The sequence below is a fragment of the Hydrogenophaga soli genome, assembly GCF_054777695.1.
Window position 1 is genome coordinate 102,140 of the sequence record NZ_BAAHAK010000007.1, and the last position, 26,220, is coordinate 128,359.

A 26,220-nucleotide genomic window follows, 5' to 3' on the forward strand; every position below is an offset into this window, starting at 1 on the left:
GGTCGATTGTCGTATGCCCCGTTCTGCTTTGAATACGCCCCATGGCTCTTTCTCCCTCTCGCCCGTCCCCTGGGCGAAAGCAAGGCCATCTGGTGGTCGTCGGTGGGGCTGAAGACCGGCTCCAGGACCGCGCGGTCTGGCATCGGTTTGATGAACTGTGTGGAGGTCCGCAAGCGCACATCGTGTTGTGCACGGCCGCCAGCGGTGATCCCGATGGGGCATGGGAAGGCTACCAACCCCTGTTGCAATCCCTGGGCTTGACGCAGGTTCAGCACCTGCGCATCACGTCCGTCGAAGAAGCCAACGCCGCTGCCGTGGCCGACCAGATCCTGACCGCCGATGGCGTGTTCCCGACGGGCGGGGATCAGCGCCGCCTCATGGAGTGCCTGTGGGAGACGTCGGCGGCTCGGGCCATCCACCTGGCCTTTCATTTGCGGGGATGCACCATCGGTGGCACGAGCGCAGGGGCGGCGGTGATGTCCCGGGCCATGCTGGCCATTGGTGAAGCAACCCCGCGCCCGGAGAAGGATGTGATCAGCCTGGAGATTGGGCCGGGGCTGGTGCCCCGGGCCATCGTGGACCAGCACTTCAACGAACGCGGACGCCTGGCTCGACTGATGTCGGCCATTGCCCAACGCCCCGACCTGCTGGGCGTGGGCATCGATGAAGACACGGCATTGGTCATCACCCGCGACCAGGGCATTGAAGTGGTGGGACACGGCAACGTCACGCTGGTGGATGGTCGGCGCATGGAAACCAACGTCCGCGATCTGGGACCCGATGAACCATTGGAAATGCTGGGTTTGCAACTCCATGCATTGCCTTGCGGTCACCGTTACACCGCCGTGCCCGAAGGTGAACCACGTCCCACTGGCGCAAGGCGACTGCCCCAGGGTCTGCACGAAGCCATCCGTCTGTTGGAACAGGCGCATGCACAAAAAAAGGGACCCGAAGGCCCCTTTTTGATGCGGTCAGAATCCTTGTGGGAATCAACGAACCACAGCGATTTGCTCGCGCTTGCCACCCTTGTAGGTGTACAGGGTCAGGGCGCCGTTCTTGATGTCGCCCTTGCTGTCGAAAGCGATGTTGCCGGTCACGCCCTTGTATTCGATGGCGGCCAGAGCAGGCAGGTACTTGGCGGGTTCGGCGGAACCGGCCTTGACCATGGCGGCCACCATGGTGTTCAGAGCGTCATAGACGTACGGAGCGTACACCTGGACGTCAAGGCCGAAGCGCTTCTTGTAAGCGGCGTAGAAGTCTTCCATGCCCTTCTTGGCGGCGCCTTCGACACCACCGGCTTCAGCGCAAACCACTTGGCCGTCGGCCATGGCACCAGCGGCCAGCTTGGGCAGCTCGCCCGAGCAGATGCCGTCGCCGCCCATGAACTTGGCAGCAATGCCCAGGGACTTCATCTGACGGATCATGGGGCCGGCCACAGCGTCCATGCCACCGAAGAAGATCACGTCAGGCTTCTTGCCCTTGATGTTGGTCAGGATGGCGTTGAAGTCCACAGCCTTGTCGCTGGTGAATTCGCGGCCCACGATGGTGGCGCCAGCGGCCTTGGCGGCCTTTTCGAACTCGTCAGCCACGCCTTGACCGTAAGCGGTACGGTCGTCGATCACGGCAATGTTCTTGCCCTTGAGTTCGTTCACAGCGTACTTGCCCAGGGAGCCGCCCAGAGCCACGTCGTCAGCCACCACGCGGAAGGTGGTCTTGTAACCTTGACGGGTGTACTTGGGGTTGGTGGCGGAGGGGCTGACTTGGGGGATGCCAGCGTCAGCGTACAGCTTGGAAGCGGGGATGGTGGTGCCAGAGTTCAGGTGACCCACAACGCCGTTGACGTTGCTGTCGACCAGTTTCTGAGCAGCGGCGGTGCCTTGCTTGGGGTCACCTGCGTCGTCTTCAGCGACCAGCACGAACTTGGCCTTCTTGCCGCCGATGGTCACGCCCTTGGCGTTGAGCTCTTCAACAGCCATGATGGCACCGTTTTCGTTGTCCTTGCCCAAGTGGGCAATGGCACCGCTGGTAGGACCGACGTGGCCGATTTTGACGACCAGTTCCTGAGCGTAAACAGTACCGCCCAGGATAAGAGCGGCAGCACCCAGGATCACATTTGCTTTGAATTGCATGTTCGATTGACTCCAATAAAAAAGGTCCCGGCCGGTAGCTTGGGATCCTGCCGAGTAGGCGGAGCGGATTGTATGGACGAAAAACCGCTTTGACCCCCCCCCTGGTGAAAACCATGAGGCACACCGACCAGTGGCAAACTAGCAAGTTCTGTACCCGATTCGATCCGATGAACCTCCCCAAGCTGAACCCCGGCAAACGCCACACCCTGCCCTTTCCACCGGCCTCGGCCGATGCATTGCTGCTGGCCCACCTGGGGCAGCAGCAAGCCGCACAGGGGCAGTGCATGGCCATCGTCACCGCTGACGCCATCGATGCACAGCGCCTGATCGACGAGATGGCGTTTTTTGCGCCCGAATTGCGCTGCGCCCTGTTTCCCGACTGGGAAACCCTGCCCTACGACACCTTCAGCCCCCACCAGGACCTGATCTCCGAGCGCCTGGCCACCCTGTGGCGCATCCACCACAGGGGCCATGGCGGAGCCGATGCCGACGGCGCCGACGTGGTGGTGGTGCCCGCCACCACCGCCTTGTACCGCCTGGCCCCACCCAGCTTTTTGGCGGGGTACACCTTCCACTTCAAGGTCAAGCAAAAGCTGGACGAATCCCGGCTCAAGGCCCAGCTCACCTTGGCGGGCTACAACCACGTCACACAGGTGGTGAGCCCGGGCGAATACGCCGTGCGCGGCGGCCTGATCGACTTGTTCCCCATGGGCAGCCCCGTGCCCTACCGGGTGGACTTGTTCGATGACGAAATCGACAGCATCCGCACCTTCGACCCCGACAGCCAGCGCAGCCTCTACCCCGTCAATGAGGTGCGGCTGCTGCCCGGGCGCGAATTCCCCATGGATGACGATGCCCGCGCCAAATTCCGCAGCCGCTGGCGCGAACGGCTCGATGGCGACCCCACCAAAAGCCGCATCTACAAGGACATGGGCAACGGCGTGGCCACCGCGGGCATCGAGTACTACCTGCCCCTGTTTTTTGACGACACCGCCACCGTGTTCGACTACCTGGGCGAACGCACCACCGTGGTGCTGCACGGCGACCTGGAGGCCGCCTTCCAGCGCTTCTGGCAAGACACCCGGGACCGCCACCGCCTGCTGCAAGGCGACCCCGAGCGCCCCGTGCTCCCCCCCGACACGCTGTTTTTGAGCGCCGAACAGTTCTACACCCGGGCCAAGCCCCACCCGCAGTTGGCCTTGCGGGTGCCTTCCGGCGTGGCAGATGCTTCAGAAAAAATAGCTGCCAGCGCTTCATCTGAAAGCGCATGGGCCGAATTTTCTGCATTAAATTCCATGACCGTGGTGCGGGGTGCGCCCGACCCGCTGGAGCGCCTCAAGGCCCACCTTCGCAGCAGCCCCCACCGCGCCCTGGTGCTGGCCGAGAGCGACGGCCGCCGGGAAAGCCTGCTGGACTTCCTGCGCGCCAGCGGCTTGAACCCGCCCGCCTTCGACAGCCTGGCCGAGTTCCAGGCCAGCGACGAACCTGTGGGCATTGCCACCGCAGCCCTGACCGTGGGTTTTGCCTGGAACGACGCGGGCATTGACCTCGTCACCGAAACCGAACTGTTTGCCGCCGGCCCCACCACCCGCCGCCGCAAGAAGCAGGAGCAGGTCAGCGACGTGGAGGCCCTCATCAAGGACCTGAGCGAGCTGAACGTGGGCGACCCCGTGGTGCACAGCCAGCACGGCATCGGTCGTTATCAGGGCCTCATCCACATGGATCTGGGCGAAAAGAACGCCGACGGCAGCCCTGCCCTGCAAGAGTTCCTGCACCTGCAATACGCCGACAACGCCACGCTGTACGTGCCGGTGAGCCAGTTGCAGCTCATCAGCCGCTACACCGGCGTGAGCGCCGACGAAGCCCCGCTGCACAAACTGGGCAGCGGCCAGTGGGAAAAAGCCAAACGCAAGGCCGCCGAGCAGGTGCGCGACAGCGCGGCGGAGCTGCTCAACATCTACGCCCGCCGCGCCGCGCGGGTGGGCCATGCCTTCCGCTACAGCGCCGCCGATTACGAACAGTTCGCCAACGACTTCGGGTTTGAAGAAACCGCCGACCAGAAGGCCGCCATCCACGCCGTCATCCAGGACATGATTTCGCCCCGCCCCATGGACCGCCTGGTGTGCGGCGACGTGGGCTTTGGCAAGACCGAGGTGGCCCTGCGCGCGGCCTTTGTGGCCGTGACTGGGGGTATGCAGGTGGCCTTTTTGGCCCCCACCACCCTGCTGGCCGAGCAGCACTACCAGACGCTGGTGGACCGCTTTGCCAAATGGCCGGTGAAGATCGCCGAAATGAGCCGCTTCCGCTCGGCCAAGGAAATCACCGCCGCCATGAAAGGCATTGCCGACGGCACGGTGGACATCGTGGTGGGCACCCACAAGCTGCTGAGCGAAAAGGCCCAGTTCAAGAACCTCGGCCTGCTCATCATCGACGAAGAGCACCGTTTTGGTGTGCGCCACAAAGAGGCCATGAAGCAGTTCCGCGCCGAAGTGGACGTGCTCACCCTCACCGCCACCCCCATCCCCCGCACCATGGGCATGGCGCTGGAAGGCCTGCGTGACCTGTCGGTCATTGCCACCGCCCCGCAACGCCGCCTGGCCATCAAGACCTTTGTGCGCAACGAAAGCCAGGGCGTGATCCGCGAGGCGGTGCTGCGTGAGCTCAAACGCGGCGGGCAGGTGTACTTCCTGCACAACGAGGTGGAAACCATCGAAAACCGCCGCCAGAAGTTGGAAGAATTTTTGCCCGAAGCCCGCATTGCCATTGCCCACGGCCAAATGCCCGAGCGCGAGCTGGAGCGGGTGATGCGCGACTTTGTGGCCCAGCGCTTCAACGTGCTGCTGTGCTCCACCATCATCGAAACTGGCATTGACGTGCCCACGGCCAACACCATCATCATGGCGCGGGCGGACAAGTTCGGGCTGGCCCAGCTGCACCAGTTGCGCGGGCGCGTGGGCCGCAGCCACCACCAAGCCTACGCCTACCTGCTGGTGCCCGACATCGACGGCCTGACCAAACAGGCCCAGCAGCGGCTGGAGGCCATCCAGGCCATGGAAGAACTGGGCAGCGGCTTCTACCTGGCCATGCACGACCTGGAAATCCGCGGTGCGGGCGAGGTGCTGGGCGAAAACCAGAGCGGCAACATGCTGGAAGTGGGCTTCCAGCTCTACAACGAGATGCTGAGCGAAGCCGTGGCCAGCCTCAAGGCCGGGCGCGAGCCCGACCTGCTCAAACCCCTGAGCGCCGCCACCGACATCAACCTGCACGCCCCCGCCCTGCTGCCCAACGACTACTGCGGTGACGTGCACCTGCGCCTGAGCTTTTACAAAAAGCTGGCCACGGCCAAAAACGCCGACCAGATCGACCGGCTGCTGGAGGAAATCGTGGACCGCTTCGGCAAGCTGCCGCCGCAGGCGCAAACCCTGATCGACGTGCACCGCCTGCGCGTGCTGAGTGCGCCCTACGGTGTGGTGAAGGTGGATGCCACACCGGGCGTCATCCTCATCACCTTCAAGCCCAACCCGCCCATCGACCCCATGGCCATCATCCAGATGATCCAGAAGAACAAACACATCAAGCTGGCGGGCAACGAGAAGCTGCGCATCGAACGCGCCCTGCCCGACGCCAAGGACCGGGCGCAGCTGGTGCGCGACGTGTTGCGGGGCTTGGGCGCGCCATTGGCGGCCTGATCCACCGGTGGCGCGGGATGGCCTTTTTCAAGTCACAAAGGCCAGATCCGATCTTCGATGGCCACGGCCAATGCCTTGAAGTCACTCCAAGCAGCGCGCACTGCTTGCGAGTGGCTGCCGATTGCGCCATCGGCAGAACTGAGGTGAAAAATGGGCTTGTGCACCTCCTGGGCCATGGGCACCAAGCTTCGGTAGTGCTTGAGGCGAGCCAGACAATTGCCATCGTTGGCCATGCTGCCAACCGATTGCCGCAGCACACTGTCCCGATAGGTGACAGGAATACGGTCCCCCCACTTCTTGTACGCCTTGACTGGGCGGGACAGGCGCTCCATGTGCTGCATCAGGATGTAGCCCTCGGGTTTCATGGCACCGCTGGGCAAATCAAAGTCGGGTTGTGCCCAATTGCTCGTTCGCCGGGCCCAATCAGCACGCCAACCTGCAAGCGTTGGCCCCAGGTTGCGCAGCCCTTGCAGCGAAAACAAATCAGCTGCCAGGGGAATGACAACATGGTCACTGCCAATCAATGCGGAGCGGTTGATGGCACCGAGGTTGGGGCCCACGTCCGCCAGAATCAACTCCGCGCTGTGCTGCTGCGCCGCCATTTGAGCCACTTGCCAAAAGGCTGTGAGCAATCGGAAAGGTCGGTACAGGTTGTGGGGGTTGGAATCCATGGCCGCCGTCCATGCACCCGAAAGCTGGTCTTCAAACCCTGCCAATGCCAAGTCTCCAGGTACCACATGCAACCGCGAGTTGATGGTTTGAGTCACAGGCCGTCGGATGTCCCCAACCTTGGTCAACGGCTCCAAGCATCGGAAGATGGTGGTTCCGTCCGTGGCAGGGCTGGGTGGGTCCCACAGCTCTTCCAGGGTTTCTTCGGGCAAAAAGGCAGAAGTCAGGTTGGCTTGAGGGTCAAGGTCAATGGCCACCACGCGCTTGCCCATCTCCGAGAACATCCAGGCAAGGTGAAACACCAGCGATGTCTTGCCCACACCGCCTTTGTTGTTGAAAAAGGTCAGGACTGGAACGCTCACTGCACACCTCCGACTGAAGCCAGTCTGAGAATGACGAGCACATGGGAGGGTTCAACTTGGAACTCTGGCATCGGGTTTCCGTTGGCGGCCATCGCCCGCCGCGCCTCTGCAATGCCGAAGCCAAAGCGCTGCACAAAGCCCATGTTCTTGAGCGCACCAGCCAACACAGGGTTGCGGTAGTCGCTTGCCCCCGGGCGACCAAAATTCTCTCGCGTCACCGAGCCATACGGTCCGCCGGGATTGGTGATCTCGATTCGGTCGTCAAACCAGTAAATGCGCACCGGAGCATTCGTTCCTTCGTAAGTGCGGTGCATGACCGCATTGCGCGCAATCTGCTGCAACGCAGAAAACGGGTAAGGCGTTGCACGCACCTCGGTGGTGGTTCCCGATGTGAAATCAACCGACACCGACAGTGTCGCCTTCAACTTGTCATCCAGCCTGCGAAGCATGGTGTCCAGATTGCCGTCGATTTCGGGGTCATCCACCACCGGGTCGCCAAACTGTGTGCCACGGATGCGCAGGAACTGGATATAGGCAGACGGCACCCAGGTACGCGGGCTCTTGCCCAGCGTCAGCAACCCCACCACGGTAGGTGTCGGATCGTCCACGCTCGCAATCATGCCCAGAGAGGCCAGCCGTTCCTCGTAACTGCGGCCATTGGCCTCCAGGACATCCCGAGCCACGGCCTGGGGCAGATACTCGTTTTCAAAGTAGGAACGACTCAGGTCATCCAGAGTGCTTCCCCCCACCGGGTGGGTGTCGAAACTTTGATCGCGGTAGCGGCGCTTCTCGTTCAGCACTCGCTCGTCCTGTGCCGATGCGAGGCCACGGCGCGGCCCAGTGCGTATCCAAATACGTCCGTCCAGCCGCGCCGGTGGCGCATCGGAGGGCCACACCGTCACCACCGCCACATCGCGCCCCAGCAAGTGCCGTTTGGCCACGGTCAACGTCGGTGGAGGCACGATCTTGCCGTCCGTTTTGATGTCGGCCAAAGTCATCAGCAAATCGTCGGTCACAACGAATTCAGGCCCCATGGGCGAACCATCGTCTTTGATGCCGACAAACAGCACACCGGGCAAACGGTGGTTCGGCAAATCGTTCGCAAACGCACACACGGCCTGACGGCCTTTTTCAGGTGCATCGCCTTTCCAGGTCTGTTTGCGCTCCGCTCGGTCGCTTTCAAGATCTTGGATGAGCGCCAGCAGTTCTTCGTCGGTCAAGGGGTTCACGGTCATGTCTTATTCTCGCCCTCAAACCACGCTCTCGGGTATCAACGTCATGGCATCGTTGCCAAAAACAGCGGCCAGGGCATTCGCAAACCTTCAGCATACTGTGGCCTGCCCCCCGCAAACTTCGAGTAACCAGCGCCAACATCCAGATGATCCAGAAGAACAAACACATCAAGCTGGCGGGCAACGAGAAGCTGCGCATCGAACGCGCCCTGCCCGACGCCAAGGACCGGCGCAGCTGGTGCGCGACGTGTTGCGAGGGTTGGGCGCGCCATTGGCCTGATGGCTTTTGAAACCTCTTGCAGGCGTCGGGGCCATGCTATAAGAGAATGAGTAACGGTTCGCCATGGACCTGTGGCAGGCCGCTCGTTGAAACGGGCTCAAAACAGGGCATGGCCCACCACAACGGGCCTGCTGGGTATTGCGGTCGAAAGGGCTGTAGATGAGTGTGTTGATTTCCCTTGTGCTTTTGGTCGGCTTGGCAGCGCTGGTCTGGTTGGTCTGGTCCTACATGCAGCAGAACGCCAAACGGCTGCAGACCCGCACGGTCAAGGTTGCCGGCGGCGTGCGTTTTGAAGCGCACGCGTTTTCAGTGGAAATGCAACAAGCCGCCAAATGCGTCAAGGTCAGCGCACAACCCGGGATCATCAAGGTCACGGCGATGCAAGGCGGTATTCAGCAAAACCACGACGGTGCTTCGGACTTTTGCCTGCCCGCCGCAGGGTTGCAGGTCAGCGTGGCACGCACCCCGGTCGCATCAGACGGGCACTCAGCAAGTCAGGCCTCCAACACCTTTGACATTGCCTTCCACACCCCCGGCGCACTCGGCAATGAGCCCAAGGCCAGTGACCATGCGTCGGTTCTGTTGCAGGGTTTGCCTGAACCGGTGGCAACGAGCTTTCAGGCCTTCGCCACCCGACTCACCCTGTGGGCCGACAAACTGAAAAAATTCGCTGAACAGGAACAAGCACAAGCCTTGCAAGCCGAGCAAGAGGCGGCCGCCGCCCTTGAAGCCCAAGCCCTCGAAGAAGCCGCACGGGCAGCCCAAGCCGAGGAGGCGACCAATTCTCTGGACTTGGCTGGGCAGATTGCCAAGTGGCGAGAAGCCGCGGGGTTCTCGGGCAAGTACAGCGAAGTCGGCACCCATGACAAGGGTGGCATCAACTGGTTCATCGACTTGGACCCCGAAGGAAGAATCACGCTTCACAGCCACAAACGCACCGTGTTCACGACGTTGCATGGCGCGTCCATCAGGGCGTTGCCCAAGTCGATTGAAATTGGCGTGCGCGACGAATACTGGTCCGAAGGGGACCCGCTGCTGATGTTTGAAGTGCTGCAAGGCACTCCGCCCAACGAACGCCGCACGTGGAAAGAATGGCTGGAGGCGGCACAGAATCGCATCGACATCAGCCAGCGCAAGGGCTACTGAACCAAGTGCCGCCACGGAAGCGGCAACTGCCATTTTCAACCTCTGATTTTTTGTCAACAACATGAGCACCCCATTCACCCCCGCACCCGGTCTGGTGGTCCAGGACTTCACCCCCCCGCTGCGCCTGAGCGACTTCAAGCTGGTGGCCTTCGACATGGACTCCACCCTGATCAACATCGAGTGTGTGGACGAGATTGCCGATGCCGCTGGCCGCAAGGCCGAAGTGGCCGCCATCACCGAAGCGGCCATGCGTGGCGAAATCACCGACTACAAGGACAGCCTGCGCCAACGCGTGGCCCTGCTCAAGGGCGTGACCGTGGCGCACATGGAAGAGGTGTACACCCGCCGCCTGCAACTCAACCCCGGGGCCGAAACCCTGGTGGCCGCCTGCAAGGCCGCTGGGCTGAAGGTGCTGCTGGTGTCGGGCGGCTTCACCTTTTTCACCAACCGCATCAAGGCCCGCCTGGGCATGGACTTTGCCCGCTCCAACGTGCTGGAGGTGGAAGCCGGCCCCAGCTGTGGGGTGCTGACGGGCCGCATGGTCGACCAGCCCTGGGGCGACATCTGCGACGGTGCCGAAAAGCGCCGCACCCTGCTGGAAGTGGCCACGCTGATGGGCGTGCCGCTGTCGCAGTGCATGGCCGTGGGCGATGGCGCCAACGACCTGCCCATGATGAAAGCCTGCTCGGAGGCTGGTGGCCTGTCGGTGGCCTACCACGCCAAACCCGCGGTGCGGGAGCAGGCCCGGGTGGCCATCAACGAAGGGGGCCTGGACCGGTTGCTGGAGGTGGTGCAGCCTTGACGCTGCGCCAGCCCGTCCGGTCGCCGTTGCCCGGGTCGGGCCTGCGAGCCCGTTGGCGGCAGGTGAACTGGTGCAGCCACGGGGTCACGGCCCTGACGGCGGTGGTGGCCTGGGTGGCGGTGCAGCTGTGGCAGACCCGGGATGTCCCGGCAGGGCCTGCGCCCGATTTCCGCTTGCCCTTGCTGCCCCAGGCCGGGAGCGCTGCCCACCCCGCAGGGCAGGCAACGCTGGGGCTCAACGCAGTGACGGCGACGGTGACCGCAGAGGGGCGTGGCCCGGCGTCCATCAGCCTGGCCAAGTGGCGGGCGGCCCACCCGGGGCGGGCGGTGGCTGTGCACCTGTGGTCGGACTGGTGCCCGTTTTGCAAGGCCGAAGCCTCGTCCGTGTCCCGCGTGGCTGCCGACTGGCCGGTGCTGACCGTGGCCAGCCGCTCGGGCGATGCGGCCCGGGTGGCACGGTACATGGCCCAACAAGGGTGGACCTGGACCACCGCGGTGGACCCCCACGGCGACGTGGCCCGCCGCTACGGGCTGCCCATGGTGCCCGTGTGGCTGGTGGTGGACCCGCAGGGCCGCATCAGCAGCGTGGCCACGGGCTACACCACCGAGCTGGGCATGCGTGCCCGCCTGTGGTGGGCCCAACAAAATCCAATGTAAAAACAGCCTCTAGCGCTTTATATATAAGCGTATACTGCTATTGTTTTTCAACCTTTTCCTTTGTGGGTGAACAGCATGCTCACGCCCAAGGCAATCAGGATGGCGGGCCACCAGGTGGCGATGATTTCCCGCATGCTGATGTTCAGCAGCCCCAGGTTGGACAGCAGGAAATAGCTGCCCACCAGGATGAGGACGATGGCGGCAAAGTTGCCTTTCATGGGGACTCCTTGGGGGTTCAGGCCAGTGCCGCGGCCAGGCGCTTGACGCCTTCGACGATGCGGTCGGTGCCAACGGTGGCAAAACTCAGGCGGAAGGTGGCCGCATCGGCGTTGGAGGCAAAAAACGGCGAGCCCGGCACAAAGGCCACGCCCTGGTCAATGGCCTTCTTGGCCAACACGTTGCCGTCGGCCAGCTTGCCGTTCGCCCCCGTCAGCCGCGCCCACACGAACAAGCCGCCTTGCGGGGCCACGAAGCTCACGGCATCGCCCAGTTCGCGGGTGAGGGACTCGGTCATGACCTGGGCGCGTTCGGCGTACACGGCACGCACCTTGGCCAGCGTGGCGGGCATGCGCCCGGCCTTCAGGTACTGGGCGGCGGTGGCCTGGGCAAAGGTGCTGGTGTGGGCGTCGCTGAACTGCTTGCACATGGTGGCCTTGGCCAGCAGCTCGGGCGGGGCAATCATCCAGCCCACGCGCAGGCCGGGCGACAGCACCTTGCTCAGGGAGCCGCAGTGCACCAGCCACTCGCGGCTGCCCGGCACGCTGTCGGCCAGGGCCAGCAGGCTGGGGGGCGGGGCGGCGTCAAAGTACAGGTCGCCATAGGGGTCGTCCTCCACCACCAGCACCTGGTGCTGGGCGGCCAGTTCCAGCACGCGCAGGCGACGCTCCAGCGTCAGGGTGGCACCGCTGGGGTTGCCGAAGGTGGGGATCAGGTAGACCAGCTTGGGCTTGTGCTCCACGATCAGGCGCTCCAACGCCTCTACGTCCACGCCCTGCCCGTCCACCGGCGCGGTGACCAATTGGGCGCCGTACAGGCGGAAGCATTGGATGGTGGCGAGGAAGGTGGGGCCTTCCACAATGACCTTGTCGCCGGGGCTGATCATGGTCTTGCCGATCAGGTCCAGCGCCTGCTGGCTGCCGGTGGTGACGATGAGTTGGTCTGCCGCCAGCGCAGTCGCTTCTTTTTTGATAGCTGTTTGCGCTTGATTTGAAAGCGATGCAGCCATTTTTTGATTCATGAACTGGGCCAACTGCTCCTTCAGCGGACCGTGGCCCTCCGTGGCACCGTACTGCAAGGCGGCACCGGGTTCCTCAGCCAGCGCGGCCAGGGTGGCTTCGCGGATGCCGTCCACATCAAACAGCGCGGCGTCGGGGAAGCCCCCGGCAAAGCTGATGATGCCGGGCTTGCCCAGGAGCTTGAACAGCTCCCGGATGGCGGAGGTTTCGACGTTGTTCAGACGATCGGCAAACTGCATGGTTGATACTTTCAGGCCTGAGGCCACTGAGGCGCACCGAGACGGACACGCCGGTTGATTTGGAGGGAATTGAAGTCCCATGAAAAAAGAGCATATCGCACCCTTCTTCACCACCCTGCGGGCCGCCAACCCCGCCCCGCAAACCGAGCTGGAATTCACCTCGGTGTTCGAGCTGCTCACCGCCGTGTTGCTGTCGGCCCAGGCCACCGACGTGGGCGTGAACAAGGCCACGCGCCTGCTGTTCCCGGTGGCCAACACCCCGGCGGCCATCCTGGCGCTGGGGCAGCAGGGCCTGGAGTCGTACATCCAGACCATTGGCCTGTACCGCAGCAAGGCCAAACACCTGCTGCAGACCTGCCAGATCCTGCTCGAAAGGCACGGCGGCCAGGTGCCCCGCACCCGCGAAGCGCTGGAAGCCCTGCCCGGCGTGGGCCGCAAGACCGCCAACGTGGTGCTGAACTGCGCCTTTGGCGAACCCACCATGGCGGTGGACACGCACATCTTCCGCGTCAGCAACCGCACGGGGCTGGCCCCCGGCAAAACACCGCTGGCGGTGGAGCTGAAGCTGCTCAAGCGCGTGCCCGCGGAATTTCTCAAGGACGCCCACCATTGGCTCATCCTGCACGGGCGGTATGTGTGCAAAGCCCGTGCCCCGCAATGCAACAGCTGCCAGGTGGCCGCGTGGTGCGACGCCGCGCCCCCCAACCCCACCAGCCCGGGGTGTAACCCCTAGAATGCAGCACGTCGGCTGCTCCACGCCCCCACCCCCACCGCCCTTTTGTTCATGACGTCCAGCAACGCCTCCTCCGTCTTCAAGCGCCTGCTGTGGTCGCTGGTGTTGACGTCGTTCTGGATGGTGCAGTCGCTGTCGGTCTGGGCCTGGGACCTGAAACTGGCCTACGCGCTGGAAAATCCCCCGGCGCCGGGCGCGGTACCCCGCGGTCCAGCCCCGGTGTGGGAAGACCCCCTGAACGACTTCATCCTGGCCCTGGACCAGCCCCAGGTTCGACTGCAACCGGCCGCCGAGGTGCCAGCGCCAGCCCCGGTGGCTGCTCCTGCTCCCGCGCCTGTGGCTGACGCTGTGCTCACCCCCACCGCCGCCCCCGCTGCACGCCCCAACCGCGAACAGGAAGCGCCCTTGGGCGTGGGCGACCAGATCGCCATCACCGTCTTCGGCCAACCCGATTTGTCGGCCGAAGTCACCGTGGGCGAAACCGGCTTCATCATGGTGCCGCTCATTGGCACGCTCAACGTGCTCAACCTGTCGGCGGCCCAGTTGGAAACGCTGGTGGCCCGTCGGCTGAAGGAAGGTGGCTACCTCAAGAACCCGGGCGTGTCGGTGCAGATTCGGCAGCTGCGCAGCCAGCAGGTTTCGGTCATGGGCGAGGTGCAACGCCCCGGGCGCTACCCCCTGCAAGGCCGCATGACGGTGCTGGAGGCCCTGGCCACCGCGGGGGGCCTGACCCAGCGGGCCGACCGCCAGGTGATGCTGCTGCGCAAACCGGACACCCCGGCGTCGGGTGATCTGGGCGTGCGTGAGGAAATCCGCATCCAGCTCGACACCACGGGCGGCGGTTTGCGGGGTCAGCTCGACGCCACGCTCAAGAACGACGACGTGGTGTTTGTGGGCGTCCAGAAACAGTTTTATGTGCTGGGCGAAGTCCGGCGTCCGGGGGCCTACCCCATGGAGCCGGGCATGAACGTGATGAAGGCCCTGTCCATTGGCGGTGGCATCACCGAACGCGGCTCCAGCCGACGCATCAAGATCCACCGGACCGATGAGCAAAAGGTGTCGCACGAACAGCCCGCCACCCTGACCACCCCCGTGGAACCCGACGACGTCATCCACGTGGACGAACGCCTGTTCTGAAACCCAACGCCCCACGCCGCGCATGCAGAACACCCTTCATGACCCAGGCATCTCGCTGACACAGATCGGCGCGATGCTGGCTGCCCGCAAAACGCTCATGGGCGTGGTGTCGATGGTCACGGTGGTGGCCGCCATCGGCATTTCGCTGGCGCTGCCCAAGACCTACACCGCCAAAGCGGAGATCTACATCGAATACCGCGGGGCCGACCCCATCCTGGGGCGCCAGTTTTCGGCCATGCAGGACGAAAGCTACATGGCCACGCAGGTGGACATCATCCGCAGCGACGACGTGGTGCGCCACATCATCGACAGCACCCGGGCCATGGAACAACCGGCCATGCGTGAGCTGGCCAACGGCAAGGACGAAGCCGTGGTGCGCAACACCCTGCTCAAGGCCATTTCCGCCGACCTGGAAGTGGTGCCCCGGCGCAACAGCCGTGTGCTGGAGTTGCAGTTTTCGGCCAAAGACCCTGCGTTTGCCCGCGACGCCCTGAACGCCGCCATCAAGGGTTACATGGACATCACCAGCAAGATCCACACGGCCCCGGCCAAGACCCGGCAGGAGCAGTACAGCGCCCAGCTGCTGGCCCTGCAAACCGAGGTGGACCGCATCCAGGGTGAAATCACCGCCTACCAACAGCGCGAAGGCATTCTGGACGCCGACGAGCGGCTGGACACCGGCGCCCGCCAGTTCGCCGACCTCAATGGCCGCTTGCTGGGCATCCAGGCCTCCATGGCCGAGGCCGGCACCCGCAAGCGGGCCGTGCAAAGCCTGGTGGCGGGCGGCACCAAGGTGTCGGACGTGCCCGAAATCTCCCGCCTGGAAGGGGTGAGGGACATTCGGTTGCGGCTCATCGACGTGGACAGTCGCCTCAGTGAAGCCTCGGGGGTGCTGGGACCCAACCACCCCAAGTACAAGGCCCTGCTCGCCGACCGCGACGCCCTGGTGTCCCAGCTGGAGCGGGCCGCCAGCAGCGCGCTGCAGTCCATCGAGCAAGAAGAGCGCCGTTTTGCCGATCAGGCCGGGCAGTTGCAAAGGGACATTGCGGCGCGGCAGCAGCAAATGCTGGAGATGAAGAAGCACCGCGACGTCATCGCCTCGTACCAGCGCCAACTGGCCAGTGCCCAGCAGGTGTACAACGCCGCCGTGGCCCGTTACGACGAAATCCTGATTCAAAGCAACGTCAACACCCCCACCATTGCCGTGCTGCAGTGGGCTGAGCGGCCGGTGCGCCACTCCAAGCCCAACATCGTCAACAACATCATCGTCAGCGTCCCGGGCGGGCTGATCCTGGGCTTGCTGTGTGCTCTGCTGCTGGAGCTGAGCTACCGCCGGGTCCGCTGCGCGGAAGACCTGCAGGGCGGCCTGCCCGTGCCTGTGTTGGGGGCGTCATGACCGAGCGCGACAAACCTGGCCATGCGCCCGAGGGGGTTTCGCCCTTGTTCCGACACTCGGAATCCGACGAGTCCATCCAGACCAGCCAGTTCCGCGACAGCGAGCTGGTGTCCATGATCGGAGAAGGCTCTGGCGATGTCTCGCCCGACGACCTGGCCGGACGCATGGGCCAGGCGTTTGTCAACGCCAAGAAGCTCACCCAGGACGAAGTGGTCCGCATCGTGCGCTTGCAACGGCGCAAGCGCATCCGGTTTGGCGAGGCCGCCATCCGCATGGGCCTGCTCACCGAAGAAGACGTGCACGAGGTGCTGGCCCGGCAGTTCAACTACCAGACCATTGCCAGGCACAGTGGTGGCTCGCAACGCAAGATCAGCAGCCGCCTGCTGATTTCCCACAGCCCCTACAGCGCGGAGGCCGAGGCCATTCGGCGCTTCCGCTCCGAAATCCTGCTGCGCACGGGCGAGCAAGACTGCTTGGTGATCACGCTGGTCAGCCCCAACTCGCGTGAAGGCAAGAGCCACCTGGCCGCCAGCCTGGCCATTGCCTTTGCCCAGCTCAACCTGAAAACGCTGCTGATCGACGCCAACCTGCGCAAACCCGCGCAGCACCAGTTCTTCGACCTGAGCAACAAGACCGGCCTGTCCACCATGCTGGTGGGGCGCACCCTGCCCACGCTGGACCTGTCGCACACCGTCACCGACCACCTGAACGTCATCACCGCGGGGCCCAAACCCCCCAACCCCAGCGAAATCCTCAGCCAGCCCGCGCTGTCCGAACTGCTGGACAAGTTCAGGCCCGACGTGAAAGTCATCATCATCGACACCCCGCCCACCCGGGTGGGGCCGGATGCCCAGATCATTGCGCCACAGGCCGGCAACGTCATCATGGTGTGCCGCAAGGACTCGACCAGCATCACGGCCCTGCAAAAGGCCTACCGCGACATGGAAACCACATCCGTTCGCATCCTGGGCTCGTTCTTCAACACCGTTCCCGCCCCTGCGGGCATGTCGGTGGGCCTGTTGCGGCGGTGGCTGGGGCGCATGGGACGCAGCACGGACTCCGAATGAAACGGGCCGTGGCATGGTGGCTGGTCTGCATGGGCTGGGTCCTGCCGTCCGTTCAGGCCCAAACCTGGGTTCCGTTCACCCCAAGCTGGGGCCCCATGGTGCAGGCCGCCGACGCCAGTGCACTGAACAAACCCCTGGAGGCCGCCGATGCCCTCAGTGTGGTGGGCGCACAGTTCAAGCGCGTGGGGCGGGACCTGCGCCCGGGCACCGCGGACGACACCCGGGTGCGCCTCTTTGGCGTGAACCTCACCCACGAAGCCGCCTTTCCCGCCCCTGAACAGGCCCGGGAAGTGGCCCAGACCCTGCGCAGCATGGGGTTCAATGCGGTGCGGCTTCACCATTTGGACACCCTGCCGACGTCCGACCCGGCGGTGTTCCGCTCCACCCTCACCGAAGCGGCCTACCCCAGCCTGCACGCCGGAGCCGTGGCCCGGCTGAAGACCTTCATCGACGAACTGAAGCAGCAAGGCCTGTACATCAACCTCAACCTGATGGTGGGTTACGCCTTCCGGCCCCAGATCGACGGCGTCCCGGCGCTGGACGACGCTGGCACCTCGCCTGGCCTGGGCTCGGCGGTGCATGTGTTTCACCCCGTGCTGGTGGCGCGGCAAATCGAGCACGCACGCAAGCTCCTGGCGGCGTTGGGGCTCAAGGACAACCCTGCGCTGGCGCAGGTTGAAATCATCAACGAATCCTCTCTGGCGGGCACCTGGCTGGATTGGGACCGAAACACCTGGACGCGCCAGATCCGCGGCCCCTATGCGGTGGAACTGGAACGGCAATGGCAGCAATGGTTGAAACAGCGGCATGGCTCCCTCGCGGTGGCCTGTCAGCACTGGCAGACCCGCACCTGTGACGTGACCGACCTGGCGCTGCTCACACCGGAAGAAGCGGACAAGCTGCAAGGCGGAGCCACTCCTGGGCTGTGGCGCAAACTCACCCAAAAGGGGCGGGAGTGGCTGGCCAAAACCTGGCCTGCGTCGCGTGCAGACGCGTCGGCCGCCCTCCCTGACCTGACCGCCATCCACCCCAAGGTGCTGGACACCTTGCAGTTTGTGGCCGAGGTGGACCGCCGTTTTGTGCAGACCCTGCGCCAAACCGTGCACGACGCCACCCGCCCCACCCTGCCGGTGACCGGCACACAAGTCAACTTTGGGGCACCGCTGACCTTTGTGTCCCATGCGGGCATGGACTATGTGGACGCCCACTTTTACGTGGACCACCCGGAGTTCCCGGGCGGCACGTGGTCCGACACCGATTGGCGCATCCGCAATCGCCCCATGTCCGGCGGTGAACTGGAGAACCTGCTGGCGCTGGCCACCCATCGGGATCCGCAACGGCCCTTTGTGGTCAGCGAGTTCAATCAACCCTACCCGTCCACCTGGGGGCACGAAGTGCTGGCCCTCACCGCGGCGGTGGCGGCGTTGCAAGACTGGGATGGCTTGTACTTTTTCGACTACACCCTGCGCCACGACGCCCGGGTGACCCCGCACAACTTCAACCTCCAGGGCGACTGGCCCAAACTCAGCACGGTGGGCATGGCCGCCCACCTGTTTCGCGATGGCCGATTGGCCCCGCTGACACCCAACTTGGCACTTCCAGCCCCCGACGCGGCGCTGTGGTTCAGTGCCGCCACCGATCGGCGGCCCGACACCTGGGTGCGTCATGTGCAGCAGCGGCTGCATGTGCCCTTGGAGACCGCGGTGCGGCAGCGGGTGGGGCTGCAACCCAAGGGGCCGTCGGTGACGTCCGGGGCGGGCGGGGGCAGCCCCCTCACCTACGCGCCCGCGGACCGACTCACCACGTTGAACACACCCACACACCAGCTCATCCTGGGGCAGTCATCGGGAGCGGCGCACACCACGGTTGGCAGCGTGACCCTCGACACCCCGCAACCGGACGAGCCCCTGGCGTTGTGGCTGATGTCACTCGACGGTTTGCCCGTGCCCGAATCCAAACACCTGCTGCTGGCCCTGCCGACCCCGGTGGTGGGCAGCCTGCCCGGAGCCCGACCGGCCCGGCCCGTGGCGCTGGTGCCCTACCGGCACGCGACGGACTGGAGCACGCTGGAGCCCGCCGTGGGCAGCGGCAATGTGCCCTCCGGCTCCCGCACGGCCCAAGGCCCCTTGTGGTTGCGGCGCGACGTGCGGCAACTGCACCTGAGCCACCCGGCAGCGCAACTGGTGGTGTACCCCCTCCAGCCCAATGGCAGCCGCCGTGCGCCGCTGCCGCCCGAAATGGTGTCGTCCGCCGCTGGGCAGCATCACATCCGGCTGAACGCCACACCGGCCCAGACGGCCCTTTGGTTTGAATTGACCGCACCATGACCGACTCACCCCGCCCCACCCCTTGTTCAAGGCATGCCCACCAGACCACCAGCCACCCCATTCGCGTGGCGTGTGCACTGCTGGCCCTGTTGGGCAGCGGCGCCACCCACGCCACCGTGGATTTGAGCCTCAAGCTGGAAACCAGCCTGGGGCACAACAGCAACCTGTTCAAGGATGACACCGAAGGCTCGACCCCGCCCCTGCATGCGCCCCTGGGCACCTCCACCCGGACGCATGCCGTGGACCTGGGCGTGGGCATTCCATTGGTGTCCGATGACACCAAGCTGGTGCTGAGCACCCGCCTGGCATCGGTTCACTTTGGCGGTGCGGGGGATGTCAGCCACCAGACCCACGACACCCAAGCCCGCCTGACGTGGCGTTACTCGGACCTGGTGCGGGGCGAGTGGGCCGTCGGACAGTCGCGAACCCCCTACCCGTTTGACGACACCTACCCCAAGCTGGACCCCATCACCCGCCAGTGGCACATGGGCGGGGTGACGCTGCACATCACCCCGGAACTGTCGGTCCCCTTGCTGATTGGCGGTGAAAACACCCAACACCAGGATCAGCTCACCCATGGTCGCCTGGATGTGGACCGGGTGCACGGCTCTGCGGGGGTCTTGTACAAGTCACCCACCGGAAGTGCCCTGCAGGTGGGCGTGGCCCGCACCCGGAACACCTACCCCGAACGGCTGGCCAGCCCTTCGGGCCCGAACGCATTCACCGAGCGGAACACCGACTGGTTTGCCGATGCGGTCTGGGTCATCAGCCCGCTCACCCAGGTGGGAGGGCGCGTCGCATCACGCCAGCGCCGAGACAACCTGGGCACCCCGGACGCCGGGCGAACCACCCTGTACCGTCTGTGGGCCGGGTACGCCCTGTCCCCCATGTGGCGGGCCGATGGCCAATGGTGGCACCAGCCCATTGACGTGACCGACCCCACGGTGGCCTCGTCCAGCCTGCAAGGCAGCTCCATCGGGGTGACGTGGACGCCCAGCCACAAGCTGACCGCGGCGCTGCAACTCCAGCGGGATCGGCAGTCCGACCGGCTCCTGCCCGGCGCTGGGGTGGGCAGCCCGCTCAATGCCCGGAGCCAGCGCAGCCTGCTGCGGGTGCAGTACCAGCTGGACTCGGGTTTGAACCTGTTTGCCGAGGCCGCCCGCGAACAGCGCACGCGGCGCGTGGATGACAAGGCGCACCAGTCGGTGTTCCGGCTGGGGGTGGACTACACCTACGAAAACCTCAGCGGGGCCACGACCCGCAACGCCCGACCCGCCTGGCCGTTCCAGTGACCGAAGGGGGTGGTGGGGGCCGAGGTCTTACTCTCGGTCCGCCCGTTTCCAGTCTTGCTCGCGCTGCCGCACAAAACGGCGGTAGATGTCGAGCTTGGCCCAGATGAAACGCGGAATCTGCCACAGCTCGCGCACCGTCAGAATTTGCCGCCCGGCACTCGCCCAGGCCGACAGCACGGCACCGCCCATCAACACCCCCAGCCCCAGCGCCCATGGTGCCAGCCACCGGGCGGGTTCGAACCACCAAGCCAGCGCGGTGATGACCCCGCCCAGTGCCATCACCAGCACCACCAGCAAGGACAACGGGGGCACCAGCATGTCCAAGGCCAGACCAGCCCGTCGCCAGTCCCCCGTTTTCAGGGCCTGCACCAACAACCGGGGGCACGCACTCAGGATCATGGACAAGTGGCCATGTTCCCAGCGGCGGCTTTGCTGTGCACGGGACGCGTCGGACGTGGGGAACTCGCTGTCCACCCGGGCACTGGGCATGAAGCGCACAAACACACCGTCGTGCGCCAACTCGGTGGTGAGCTTCAAGTCTTCCACGATGTGCCCGGTGGCCAAGGACCGCTGCGACAACACTGCCCACGGAAAGGCCATCCCCGATCCCAACAACTGACAGCACCCCACCATGCGCGCCAGCCCCGATTGACGCACGCTGGTTTTCACCAGCCAGGCGAATTCCGAAATCTTGGCCCCCACCGGGGACCCCGGGCGGGCATGCATCAGGTAGCGCCCCTGCACCGGGGTGGCACTGTGTTGCGATTCGTGGGCCAGCCGCTGCACGTCGGTGCCAGACACCGTGCAATCGGCGTCGATCACCACCACCGTGGCGGGGGCAAGGGCTTTCAGGTGGTCCACGCCAAACTGCAAGGCATACCCTTTGCCCCGCCGATCCGGGTCGTGGCGCTCCACCACCTCCACACCCAGGGAGCGTGCCACCACCGCGGTGTCGTCGGTGCAGTTGTCGGCCACCACCAGCACCCGCCGCATGGGATCGGGGGTGGCCAGCAGAAACTGGAGGGTGTGGCGCAGGTGGGTCCCTTCGTTGTGGGCGGGCACCAGCACGGCGTAGGCCTGCAACGGCACCTGGGGGCCGGACACTGGGGACTGGCGGCGGGGCAGCAATGCCATCAGGATTTCAGCCACAAACACCGCCACCGGCACGCTCAACACCGCCAGCCAGGCACTGCCCAACCACTCCACCCAACTCAAGCCCATGAACGTGTCCCCTGTCCTGCCACCGCGGGATGCCAATGCCGGTAGACCGCGTGGTGCACCATCAACATGGACATGAAAAACAGAAACTGCAGGAACGATGTCACCCGCAACGCCGTGCTTTCAGACAGGTTGGACACCAGGAAAATGATGAACAAGCCGCTGTGAAACGCAAACTCCTGCCGCCGCAGCGACGCCAACACCACCAGGTTGCGCAAATGGAACAACAGCTGCAAGGCAAACAGCGCCAGGCCCAACAGCCCCAGTTCATTCAGAACGTCCAGGTACCCATTGTGAGCAGAGGGCACATTCCAGCGAAGCGCATCCGCAATGAACTGGGAAGGCCCACCCGGCCCCAGCCAGAACGACGCATAGCCCGAACCCAGCCACCAGTGGCTTTCGATGGACTGCCACATGTACACCCAGATGTCGCCCCGTCCGGTCAGGTCGGCCGATTTGCCAAACAACGCCGAGAACGGACCAAGGATGTCCGCGGCCCCCGGAAAGCGGTCGTTGACGAGGAAGAACCCCACCAAGGTCGACACCAGCAACAGCCCCATCATCACCACCACGCGCACCAGGAAGGCCGGGGCCCGCACGTGCTGCCGAAACAGCGCCAGGTAGAGAGTGCACGCCAGGATTCCGAAGAACAGGCTGGACGAGCTGCGTGATTTCAGCAGGCACAAAAAAATCAGCCCCAAGGTGGCTCCCGCCCGCCACCACCCCATGGGCCGCTGCGTCTGGACATACACCCACAACAACATGCTGATGCCACAGGCAATGCCCAGGATGTTCTTCTGCTCCAGGATGCCGCGCCAGGCCCCTTCAATGCCCACCTCGGTTTCCAGGGCCACCGTCGGGTTGATGAGCACCATGAGGGCGGACACCAGCAACACCGCCATCAGCACCGCAAAAAGGCCCTGAACCAAGGAAAGCAGGCGGTCGCCCAACGCGTGCGCCAGCACAAAGCCGATCAGCAGCACACCGCCGTACTGCACCATCTGCCGAACGACCAGGGCCGGGAACGGGCTCCAGAACGCCGACGCGGCGGCATACAGCATCAGCAACCACAGAAAGGGGTTGACCCAGACGTAACGAAACAGGTCCTTGAAGCCCGTGCGCCAGGCCAACAGGGCCGCCACCCCAAACAGGCCGCTCCATTGCAGCTTGCGCACCCACGAACCTTCGAGCATCTCGGGGTTGGGCTCGAAGTTCCACGACAAGCCGGTGGGCAGCACGGCAAAACCGGCGGCCACCAGGAACAGCCACAGGGCCAGCCGCTGGTCCATGCGGAGTGCCGGGGTCACGGCTTGGGGCGTCTGGTGTTGGGCAGGCATGGACGCCTCAAGGCTGACGACGGCCCATGCGGGCCTTGAGCACCTTGGGCAGGAGAAAGCCCCACACGGTGGTCAGTTCCAGCAGCTCCGAGGCCATCATGCACCACACCACCGACGCCGCACCATGCTGGGCCGGAACCCAGGCCAGCAGCATCAGCTGCAACGACATGGACGCCACGCTCATGGTCAGCAACGGCTTGTAAGCCTCCATGCCCACCAGGGCACAGGTGCCCACGAACTTCACCGCGTACATGGCCGCATAACACGTCCACCAGACCAGCAGCTCACGCGCCAAGTGGTATTTTTGGAAGGGGCCCAAGGCCAACACCCCATCGATGGAAACGGCCAGCACCGAGACGTACACGGTGATGACCACGGCCATCAGGCCCAGCGACTTGTTCAAGTACCACCGCAAGGCCCGGGGTTCCCCGGCCTGAACCAGGTGGGCAATGTCCGCACGGCTCATTTGCTGCCAGGCCACGGTCACCAGCGTCACCGGCATCAACAACAGCCGCGAGGCATTCAGTTCGGCGGTGGCCGCCAACCCCAGGGCCAAACCCGTGATGTACAGGAACGCGTTGTTTCCCACCCAGCCCGTGGCCAGTCCCGGCAACGCCCATCGGGTGATGGCCCAATACCCCTCCAGCCAAGACCACAGCCGTTGCCCCGTGGTGGGACCGGCGTCATCCACCGCGCGCGGGGTGACCCACACGGCCAAGGCATTGGCTCCAGCCAGCACCCCCAGCGCCGTGACCACATCCAGCGCCCCCCACCACCGCAGGGCTGCCCCTCCCGCCAGGGTCAACAGGCCAAACAGCCCATCCAGCTGAAACACCCGTTCAGGTCGTTGCTGCAGGTGAAAGCTGGAGCGTTTGAAGTCCCGCACCATCAGGCTGAACACATAGGCGGCAAAGGCCGCCGACAGCCCCATGGAATGCCCCAAGGGGTGGTCGGTCAGAACCAACAGCGCGGCCACCACCAACGAAGCCACCAGACCCAACACCAGGGCCAAGCGCCGCGCCACCGACTGGGCTTGCCCCAGCAACACCGCCACCCGCTCGCCATGGCCCCGGGACATGGTGTTGGCCACGGCATTGGTCACCAACGCGTCGATGCCACCGCACAGCAGCACCCCCGCGGCAAACAGCTGCACATACAGCCCGTACTCCTGCTTGCTGACCGTGCCCATCAGCGTCAGGCCCACCGCAAAGTTCAAGGCACTGAGCATGCCCTGATCCACCGCGGAGATGAGCGAGCGTTTGATCATCAGCGACCGGAGGCGCGCCGCAGGGCATCCAGCACCCGGGGGGCTGCCTGGCCATCCCCATAGGGGTTGATGGCCTGGGCCATGCGGGCGTATTCGGCGGAATCGGACAGCAGCAGCGACGCCTCGTGCAGGATGCGCTCTTGCGATGCGCCCACCAGCTTGGCCGTGCCGGCCTGCACGGCTTCGGGGCGCTCGGTGCTTTCGCGCATGACCAGCACGGGCATGCCGAGCGAGGGGGCCTCTTCCTGCACACCGCCTGAATCGGTCAGGATCAGGTGCGAGTCCATCATGGCGGCCACAAAGTCCGGGTAGTCCAGCGGCTCGGTCAGCTTCACCCGTGGATGGCCCGACAGCGCGGGCATGACCACCTCACGCACCTTGGGGCTGAGGTGCACGGGGAAATGCACGGTCACGTCGTCGAACCGCTCCAGGATGCCCAGGATGGCGGCACACAGCTGGCGCATGGGGTCGCCGTGGTTCTCGCGTCGGTGGGCCGTGACCAGGATTTGCCGCCCTCGGGGACGCTCGTGCGCCTGGGTCGCCATCAGCTTGTGACGGGTCCACAGCAGGGCGTCGATGCCGGTGTTGCCGGTGACCAGGATGCGGCCGTCTGCAATGCCTTCACGCAGCAGGTTGGCGCGGGCCCCTTCGGTGGGGGGAAAGTGCATGGACGACAGGTGCCCCGTCATCACTCGATTGGCCTCTTCGGGGAAGGGGCTGTACAGGTCGTGGGTGCGCAGCCCCGCCTCGACGTGGGCCACCGGAATCTGGTGGTAGAAGGCCGCCAACGCGCCCACAAACGTGGTGGTGGTGTCGCCTTGCACCACCACCCAGTCGGGGCGGTGGGTCTTGAGCCGCTGGTTGATGCCGTCCAGGCTGGCCATGGTGATGTGGGCCAGGTCCTGGTTCTCACGCATGATGTTGAGCGACACTGCAGGCTCGATGCCAAACCACGCCAGCATGCTGGCCAGCATTTCGCGGTGCTGACCGGTGCTGATCACATCCACCTCGAACAGGTCGGGGCGGGCCTGGGCGGCCAGCACCAGGGGAGCAAGTTTGACCGCCTCGGGGCGCGTGCCCAGCACCACGGCCAGACGCAGGGGCTGGCCCCCGGGTTGTGTTGTGTTCATTCAACGGTTCCTGTACGAAGGCAGCAGCAGCGCCCGCAACACCAGCGCACCAAACTGCATGCCGGTCACCATGTAGCGTTTCCACAGCCGCCCGGGCTCCTGGATGAGCCGGAACACCCATTCCAGCCCCACCTTCTGCATCCACAGCGGCGCCCGCTGGCGCAAACCCGCCAGCACGTCAAAGCTGCCACCCACGCCCACCGCCAGGTTGACGTTCAGCACAGGCCATTGTTCTTCGATGAATTGCTCCTGGCGCGGCACCCCCATGCCCACCAGCAACATCTTGGCGCCGCTGGCCGCCACCGCCTGGGCACGGGCCGCTGCCTCGTCGGACTTGAAATAGCCGTCGGCCCCGGTGATGCTCAACCCCGGGTGGCGCTCGCGCAGGCGCGCCATCATGCCCTGCACCACGTCCTGGGTGGCCCCCAGGCAATAAATGGTTTCGTGCCGCTGCACAGCCCGTTCACACAGGCATTCGACCAGATCGACCCCCGTGACCCGCTCGGGCAACGGGCGACGGAACCAGCGACTGGCCCACACCAGGGGTTGCCCATCGGCCACCGTCCAGGTGGCACGGTCCACAAAGGATTGGAGCCGGGGGCTTTCGCGCATCATCATCAGGATGGCGACGTTCACCGTGGCCAACCAGCCACGCCGACCGTGATCCATGTCCGAAAACAACTGATCGACACATTGCGACAGGGTGACGGCGTCGAACACCCCATTGAACAATGGCACTTTGGCGGTGGAGGGGATGGGCTGGCTCATGGACGGGGTAGTTTATGCTGACGCCCCGTGATTGGCGCTGCACGGCGTGGCCAATCCCGCGGGTTTGGTCACACTTTGCCGTGACTTGTGTCCCCCACTCCACAGCCCA

General features: G+C 64.8%; 21 protein-coding genes and 1 pseudogene. 12 read left to right on the plus strand and 10 right to left on the minus strand.

What is annotated here, in order from left to right:
- Positions 1-41 precede the first annotated feature (41 nt).
- Positions 42-824, plus strand: a pseudogene (locus ACYVB7_RS13615) (cyanophycinase); the annotation flags it as partial.
- Between the two features lie 165 nt (positions 825-989).
- On the opposite strand, the gene ACYVB7_RS13620 reads toward ACYVB7_RS13615, so the two are convergent.
- Positions 990-2,129 carry a branched-chain amino acid ABC transporter substrate-binding protein gene (locus ACYVB7_RS13620; protein WP_460508560.1) on the minus strand — a complete coding sequence of 380 codons (1,140 nt, stop codon included), beginning with the start codon at positions 2,127-2,129 and terminating at the stop codon, positions 990-992.
- 167 nt (positions 2,130-2,296) lie between these two features.
- Here ACYVB7_RS13620 and mfd point away from each other — a divergent pair, with 167 nt between their 5' ends.
- Positions 2,297-5,818: a transcription-repair coupling factor gene (mfd, locus tag ACYVB7_RS13625; protein WP_460508563.1), complete on the plus strand. Its 3,522-nt coding sequence runs from the start codon at positions 2,297-2,299 to the stop codon at positions 5,816-5,818.
- Positions 5,819-5,850: 32 nt separating this feature from the next.
- Here the strand turns inward: mfd and ACYVB7_RS13630 are convergent, their stop codons facing one another.
- Both ACYVB7_RS13630 and ACYVB7_RS13635 read right to left on the minus strand, forming a co-directional pair.
- Positions 5,851-6,849, minus strand: coding sequence for a ParA family protein (locus ACYVB7_RS13630; protein ID WP_460508565.1), 999 nt, complete (start codon positions 6,847-6,849; stop codon positions 5,851-5,853).
- The gene (locus ACYVB7_RS13635) at positions 6,846-8,084 is read right to left on the minus strand and encodes an ATP-binding protein (RefSeq protein WP_460508567.1); all 1,239 of its coding nucleotides are present in this window, start codon (positions 8,082-8,084) and stop codon (positions 6,846-6,848) included. Before ACYVB7_RS13635 ends, ACYVB7_RS13630 begins: the two co-directional genes overlap by 4 nt.
- A gap of 143 nt (positions 8,085-8,227) precedes the next feature.
- Here ACYVB7_RS13635 and ACYVB7_RS13640 point away from each other — a divergent pair, with 143 nt between their 5' ends.
- The 4 genes from ACYVB7_RS13640 (at position 8,228) to ACYVB7_RS13655 (ending at position 10,965) form a co-directional block, all read left to right on the plus strand.
- The gene (locus ACYVB7_RS13640; RefSeq protein ID WP_460508891.1) at positions 8,228-8,371 is read left to right on the plus strand and encodes a hypothetical protein; all 144 of its coding nucleotides are present in this window, start codon (positions 8,228-8,230) and stop codon (positions 8,369-8,371) included.
- 218 nt (positions 8,372-8,589) lie between these two features.
- Positions 8,590-9,507, plus strand: coding sequence for a hypothetical protein (locus ACYVB7_RS13645; RefSeq protein WP_460508569.1), 918 nt, complete (start codon positions 8,590-8,592; stop codon positions 9,505-9,507).
- Between the two features lie 61 nt (positions 9,508-9,568).
- Positions 9,569-10,309 carry a phosphoserine phosphatase SerB gene (serB, locus tag ACYVB7_RS13650; RefSeq protein WP_460508571.1) on the plus strand — a complete coding sequence of 247 codons (741 nt, stop codon included), beginning with the start codon at positions 9,569-9,571 and terminating at the stop codon, positions 10,307-10,309.
- Positions 10,306-10,965 (plus strand): thioredoxin domain-containing protein, encoded by a 660-nt coding sequence (locus ACYVB7_RS13655; protein ID WP_460508573.1) that lies wholly within the window; start codon positions 10,306-10,308, stop codon positions 10,963-10,965. Before serB ends, ACYVB7_RS13655 begins: the two co-directional genes overlap by 4 nt.
- Before the next feature lie 47 nt (positions 10,966-11,012).
- Here ACYVB7_RS13655 and ACYVB7_RS13660 read toward each other — a convergent pair whose 3' ends face one another.
- Positions 11,013-11,183, minus strand: a complete 171-nt coding sequence (locus ACYVB7_RS13660; protein ID WP_460508575.1) for a LiaI-LiaF-like domain-containing protein — start codon at positions 11,181-11,183, stop codon at positions 11,013-11,015.
- Positions 11,184-11,200: 17 nt separating this feature from the next.
- A complete protein-coding gene (locus tag ACYVB7_RS13665) occupies positions 11,201-12,439 on the minus strand; it encodes an aminotransferase-like domain-containing protein (RefSeq protein WP_460508576.1) in 1,239 nt (412 codons plus the stop codon).
- A gap of 79 nt (positions 12,440-12,518) precedes the next feature.
- Here ACYVB7_RS13665 and nth point away from each other — a divergent pair, with 79 nt between their 5' ends.
- Genes nth through ACYVB7_RS13695 form a run of 6 tightly spaced genes read left to right on the plus strand, consistent with a single transcriptional unit; the run spans position 12,519 to position 20,391 of the window.
- Positions 12,519-13,172, plus strand: a complete 654-nt coding sequence (nth, locus tag ACYVB7_RS13670; protein WP_460508578.1) for an endonuclease III domain-containing protein — start codon at positions 12,519-12,521, stop codon at positions 13,170-13,172.
- 51 nt (positions 13,173-13,223) lie between these two features.
- The gene (locus ACYVB7_RS13675) at positions 13,224-14,309 is read left to right on the plus strand and encodes an SLBB domain-containing protein (RefSeq protein ID WP_460508580.1); all 1,086 of its coding nucleotides are present in this window, start codon (positions 13,224-13,226) and stop codon (positions 14,307-14,309) included.
- Positions 14,310-14,331: 22 nt separating this feature from the next.
- Complete coding sequence (locus tag ACYVB7_RS13680; protein ID WP_460508582.1) at positions 14,332-15,705, plus strand: Wzz/FepE/Etk N-terminal domain-containing protein; 1,374 nt, start codon at positions 14,332-14,334, stop codon at positions 15,703-15,705.
- A complete protein-coding gene (locus tag ACYVB7_RS13685) occupies positions 15,702-16,772 on the plus strand; it encodes a polysaccharide biosynthesis tyrosine autokinase (protein ID WP_460508584.1) in 1,071 nt (356 codons plus the stop codon). Before ACYVB7_RS13680 ends, ACYVB7_RS13685 begins: the two co-directional genes overlap by 4 nt.
- Positions 16,769-19,099, plus strand: coding sequence for a capsular biosynthesis protein (locus ACYVB7_RS13690; protein WP_460508586.1), 2,331 nt, complete (start codon positions 16,769-16,771; stop codon positions 19,097-19,099). The genes ACYVB7_RS13685 and ACYVB7_RS13690 overlap by 4 nt, the downstream gene beginning before the upstream one ends.
- A complete protein-coding gene (locus ACYVB7_RS13695) occupies positions 19,096-20,391 on the plus strand; it encodes a hypothetical protein (protein ID WP_460508588.1) in 1,296 nt (431 codons plus the stop codon). The genes ACYVB7_RS13690 and ACYVB7_RS13695 overlap by 4 nt, the downstream gene beginning before the upstream one ends.
- 27 nt (positions 20,392-20,418) lie before the next feature.
- On the opposite strand, the gene ACYVB7_RS13700 is transcribed toward ACYVB7_RS13695, so the two are convergent.
- From ACYVB7_RS13700 to ACYVB7_RS13720, 5 genes are read right to left on the minus strand one after another with little or no spacing between them, the layout of a single operon-like run.
- The gene (locus tag ACYVB7_RS13700) at positions 20,419-21,612 is read right to left on the minus strand and encodes a glycosyltransferase family 2 protein (protein ID WP_460508591.1); all 1,194 of its coding nucleotides are present in this window, start codon (positions 21,610-21,612) and stop codon (positions 20,419-20,421) included.
- On the minus strand, positions 21,603-22,946 hold the full coding sequence (locus tag ACYVB7_RS13705; RefSeq protein ID WP_460508594.1) for an O-antigen ligase family protein: 1,344 nt from the start codon (positions 22,944-22,946) through the stop codon (positions 21,603-21,605). The genes ACYVB7_RS13700 and ACYVB7_RS13705 overlap by 10 nt, the downstream gene beginning before the upstream one ends.
- Positions 22,947-22,953: 7 nt before the next feature.
- Positions 22,954-24,213 (minus strand): MATE family efflux transporter, encoded by a 1,260-nt coding sequence (locus ACYVB7_RS13710; protein WP_460508596.1) that lies wholly within the window; start codon positions 24,211-24,213, stop codon positions 22,954-22,956.
- Positions 24,213-25,343, minus strand: a complete 1,131-nt coding sequence (wecB, locus tag ACYVB7_RS13715) for a UDP-N-acetyl glucosamine 2-epimerase (RefSeq protein WP_460508598.1) — start codon at positions 25,341-25,343, stop codon at positions 24,213-24,215. Before wecB ends, ACYVB7_RS13710 begins: the two co-directional genes overlap by 1 nt.
- Complete coding sequence (locus tag ACYVB7_RS13720) at positions 25,344-26,111, minus strand: WecB/TagA/CpsF family glycosyltransferase (RefSeq protein ID WP_460508600.1); 768 nt, start codon at positions 26,109-26,111, stop codon at positions 25,344-25,346. It lies immediately after the preceding gene.
- Positions 26,112-26,220 lie beyond the last annotated feature (109 nt).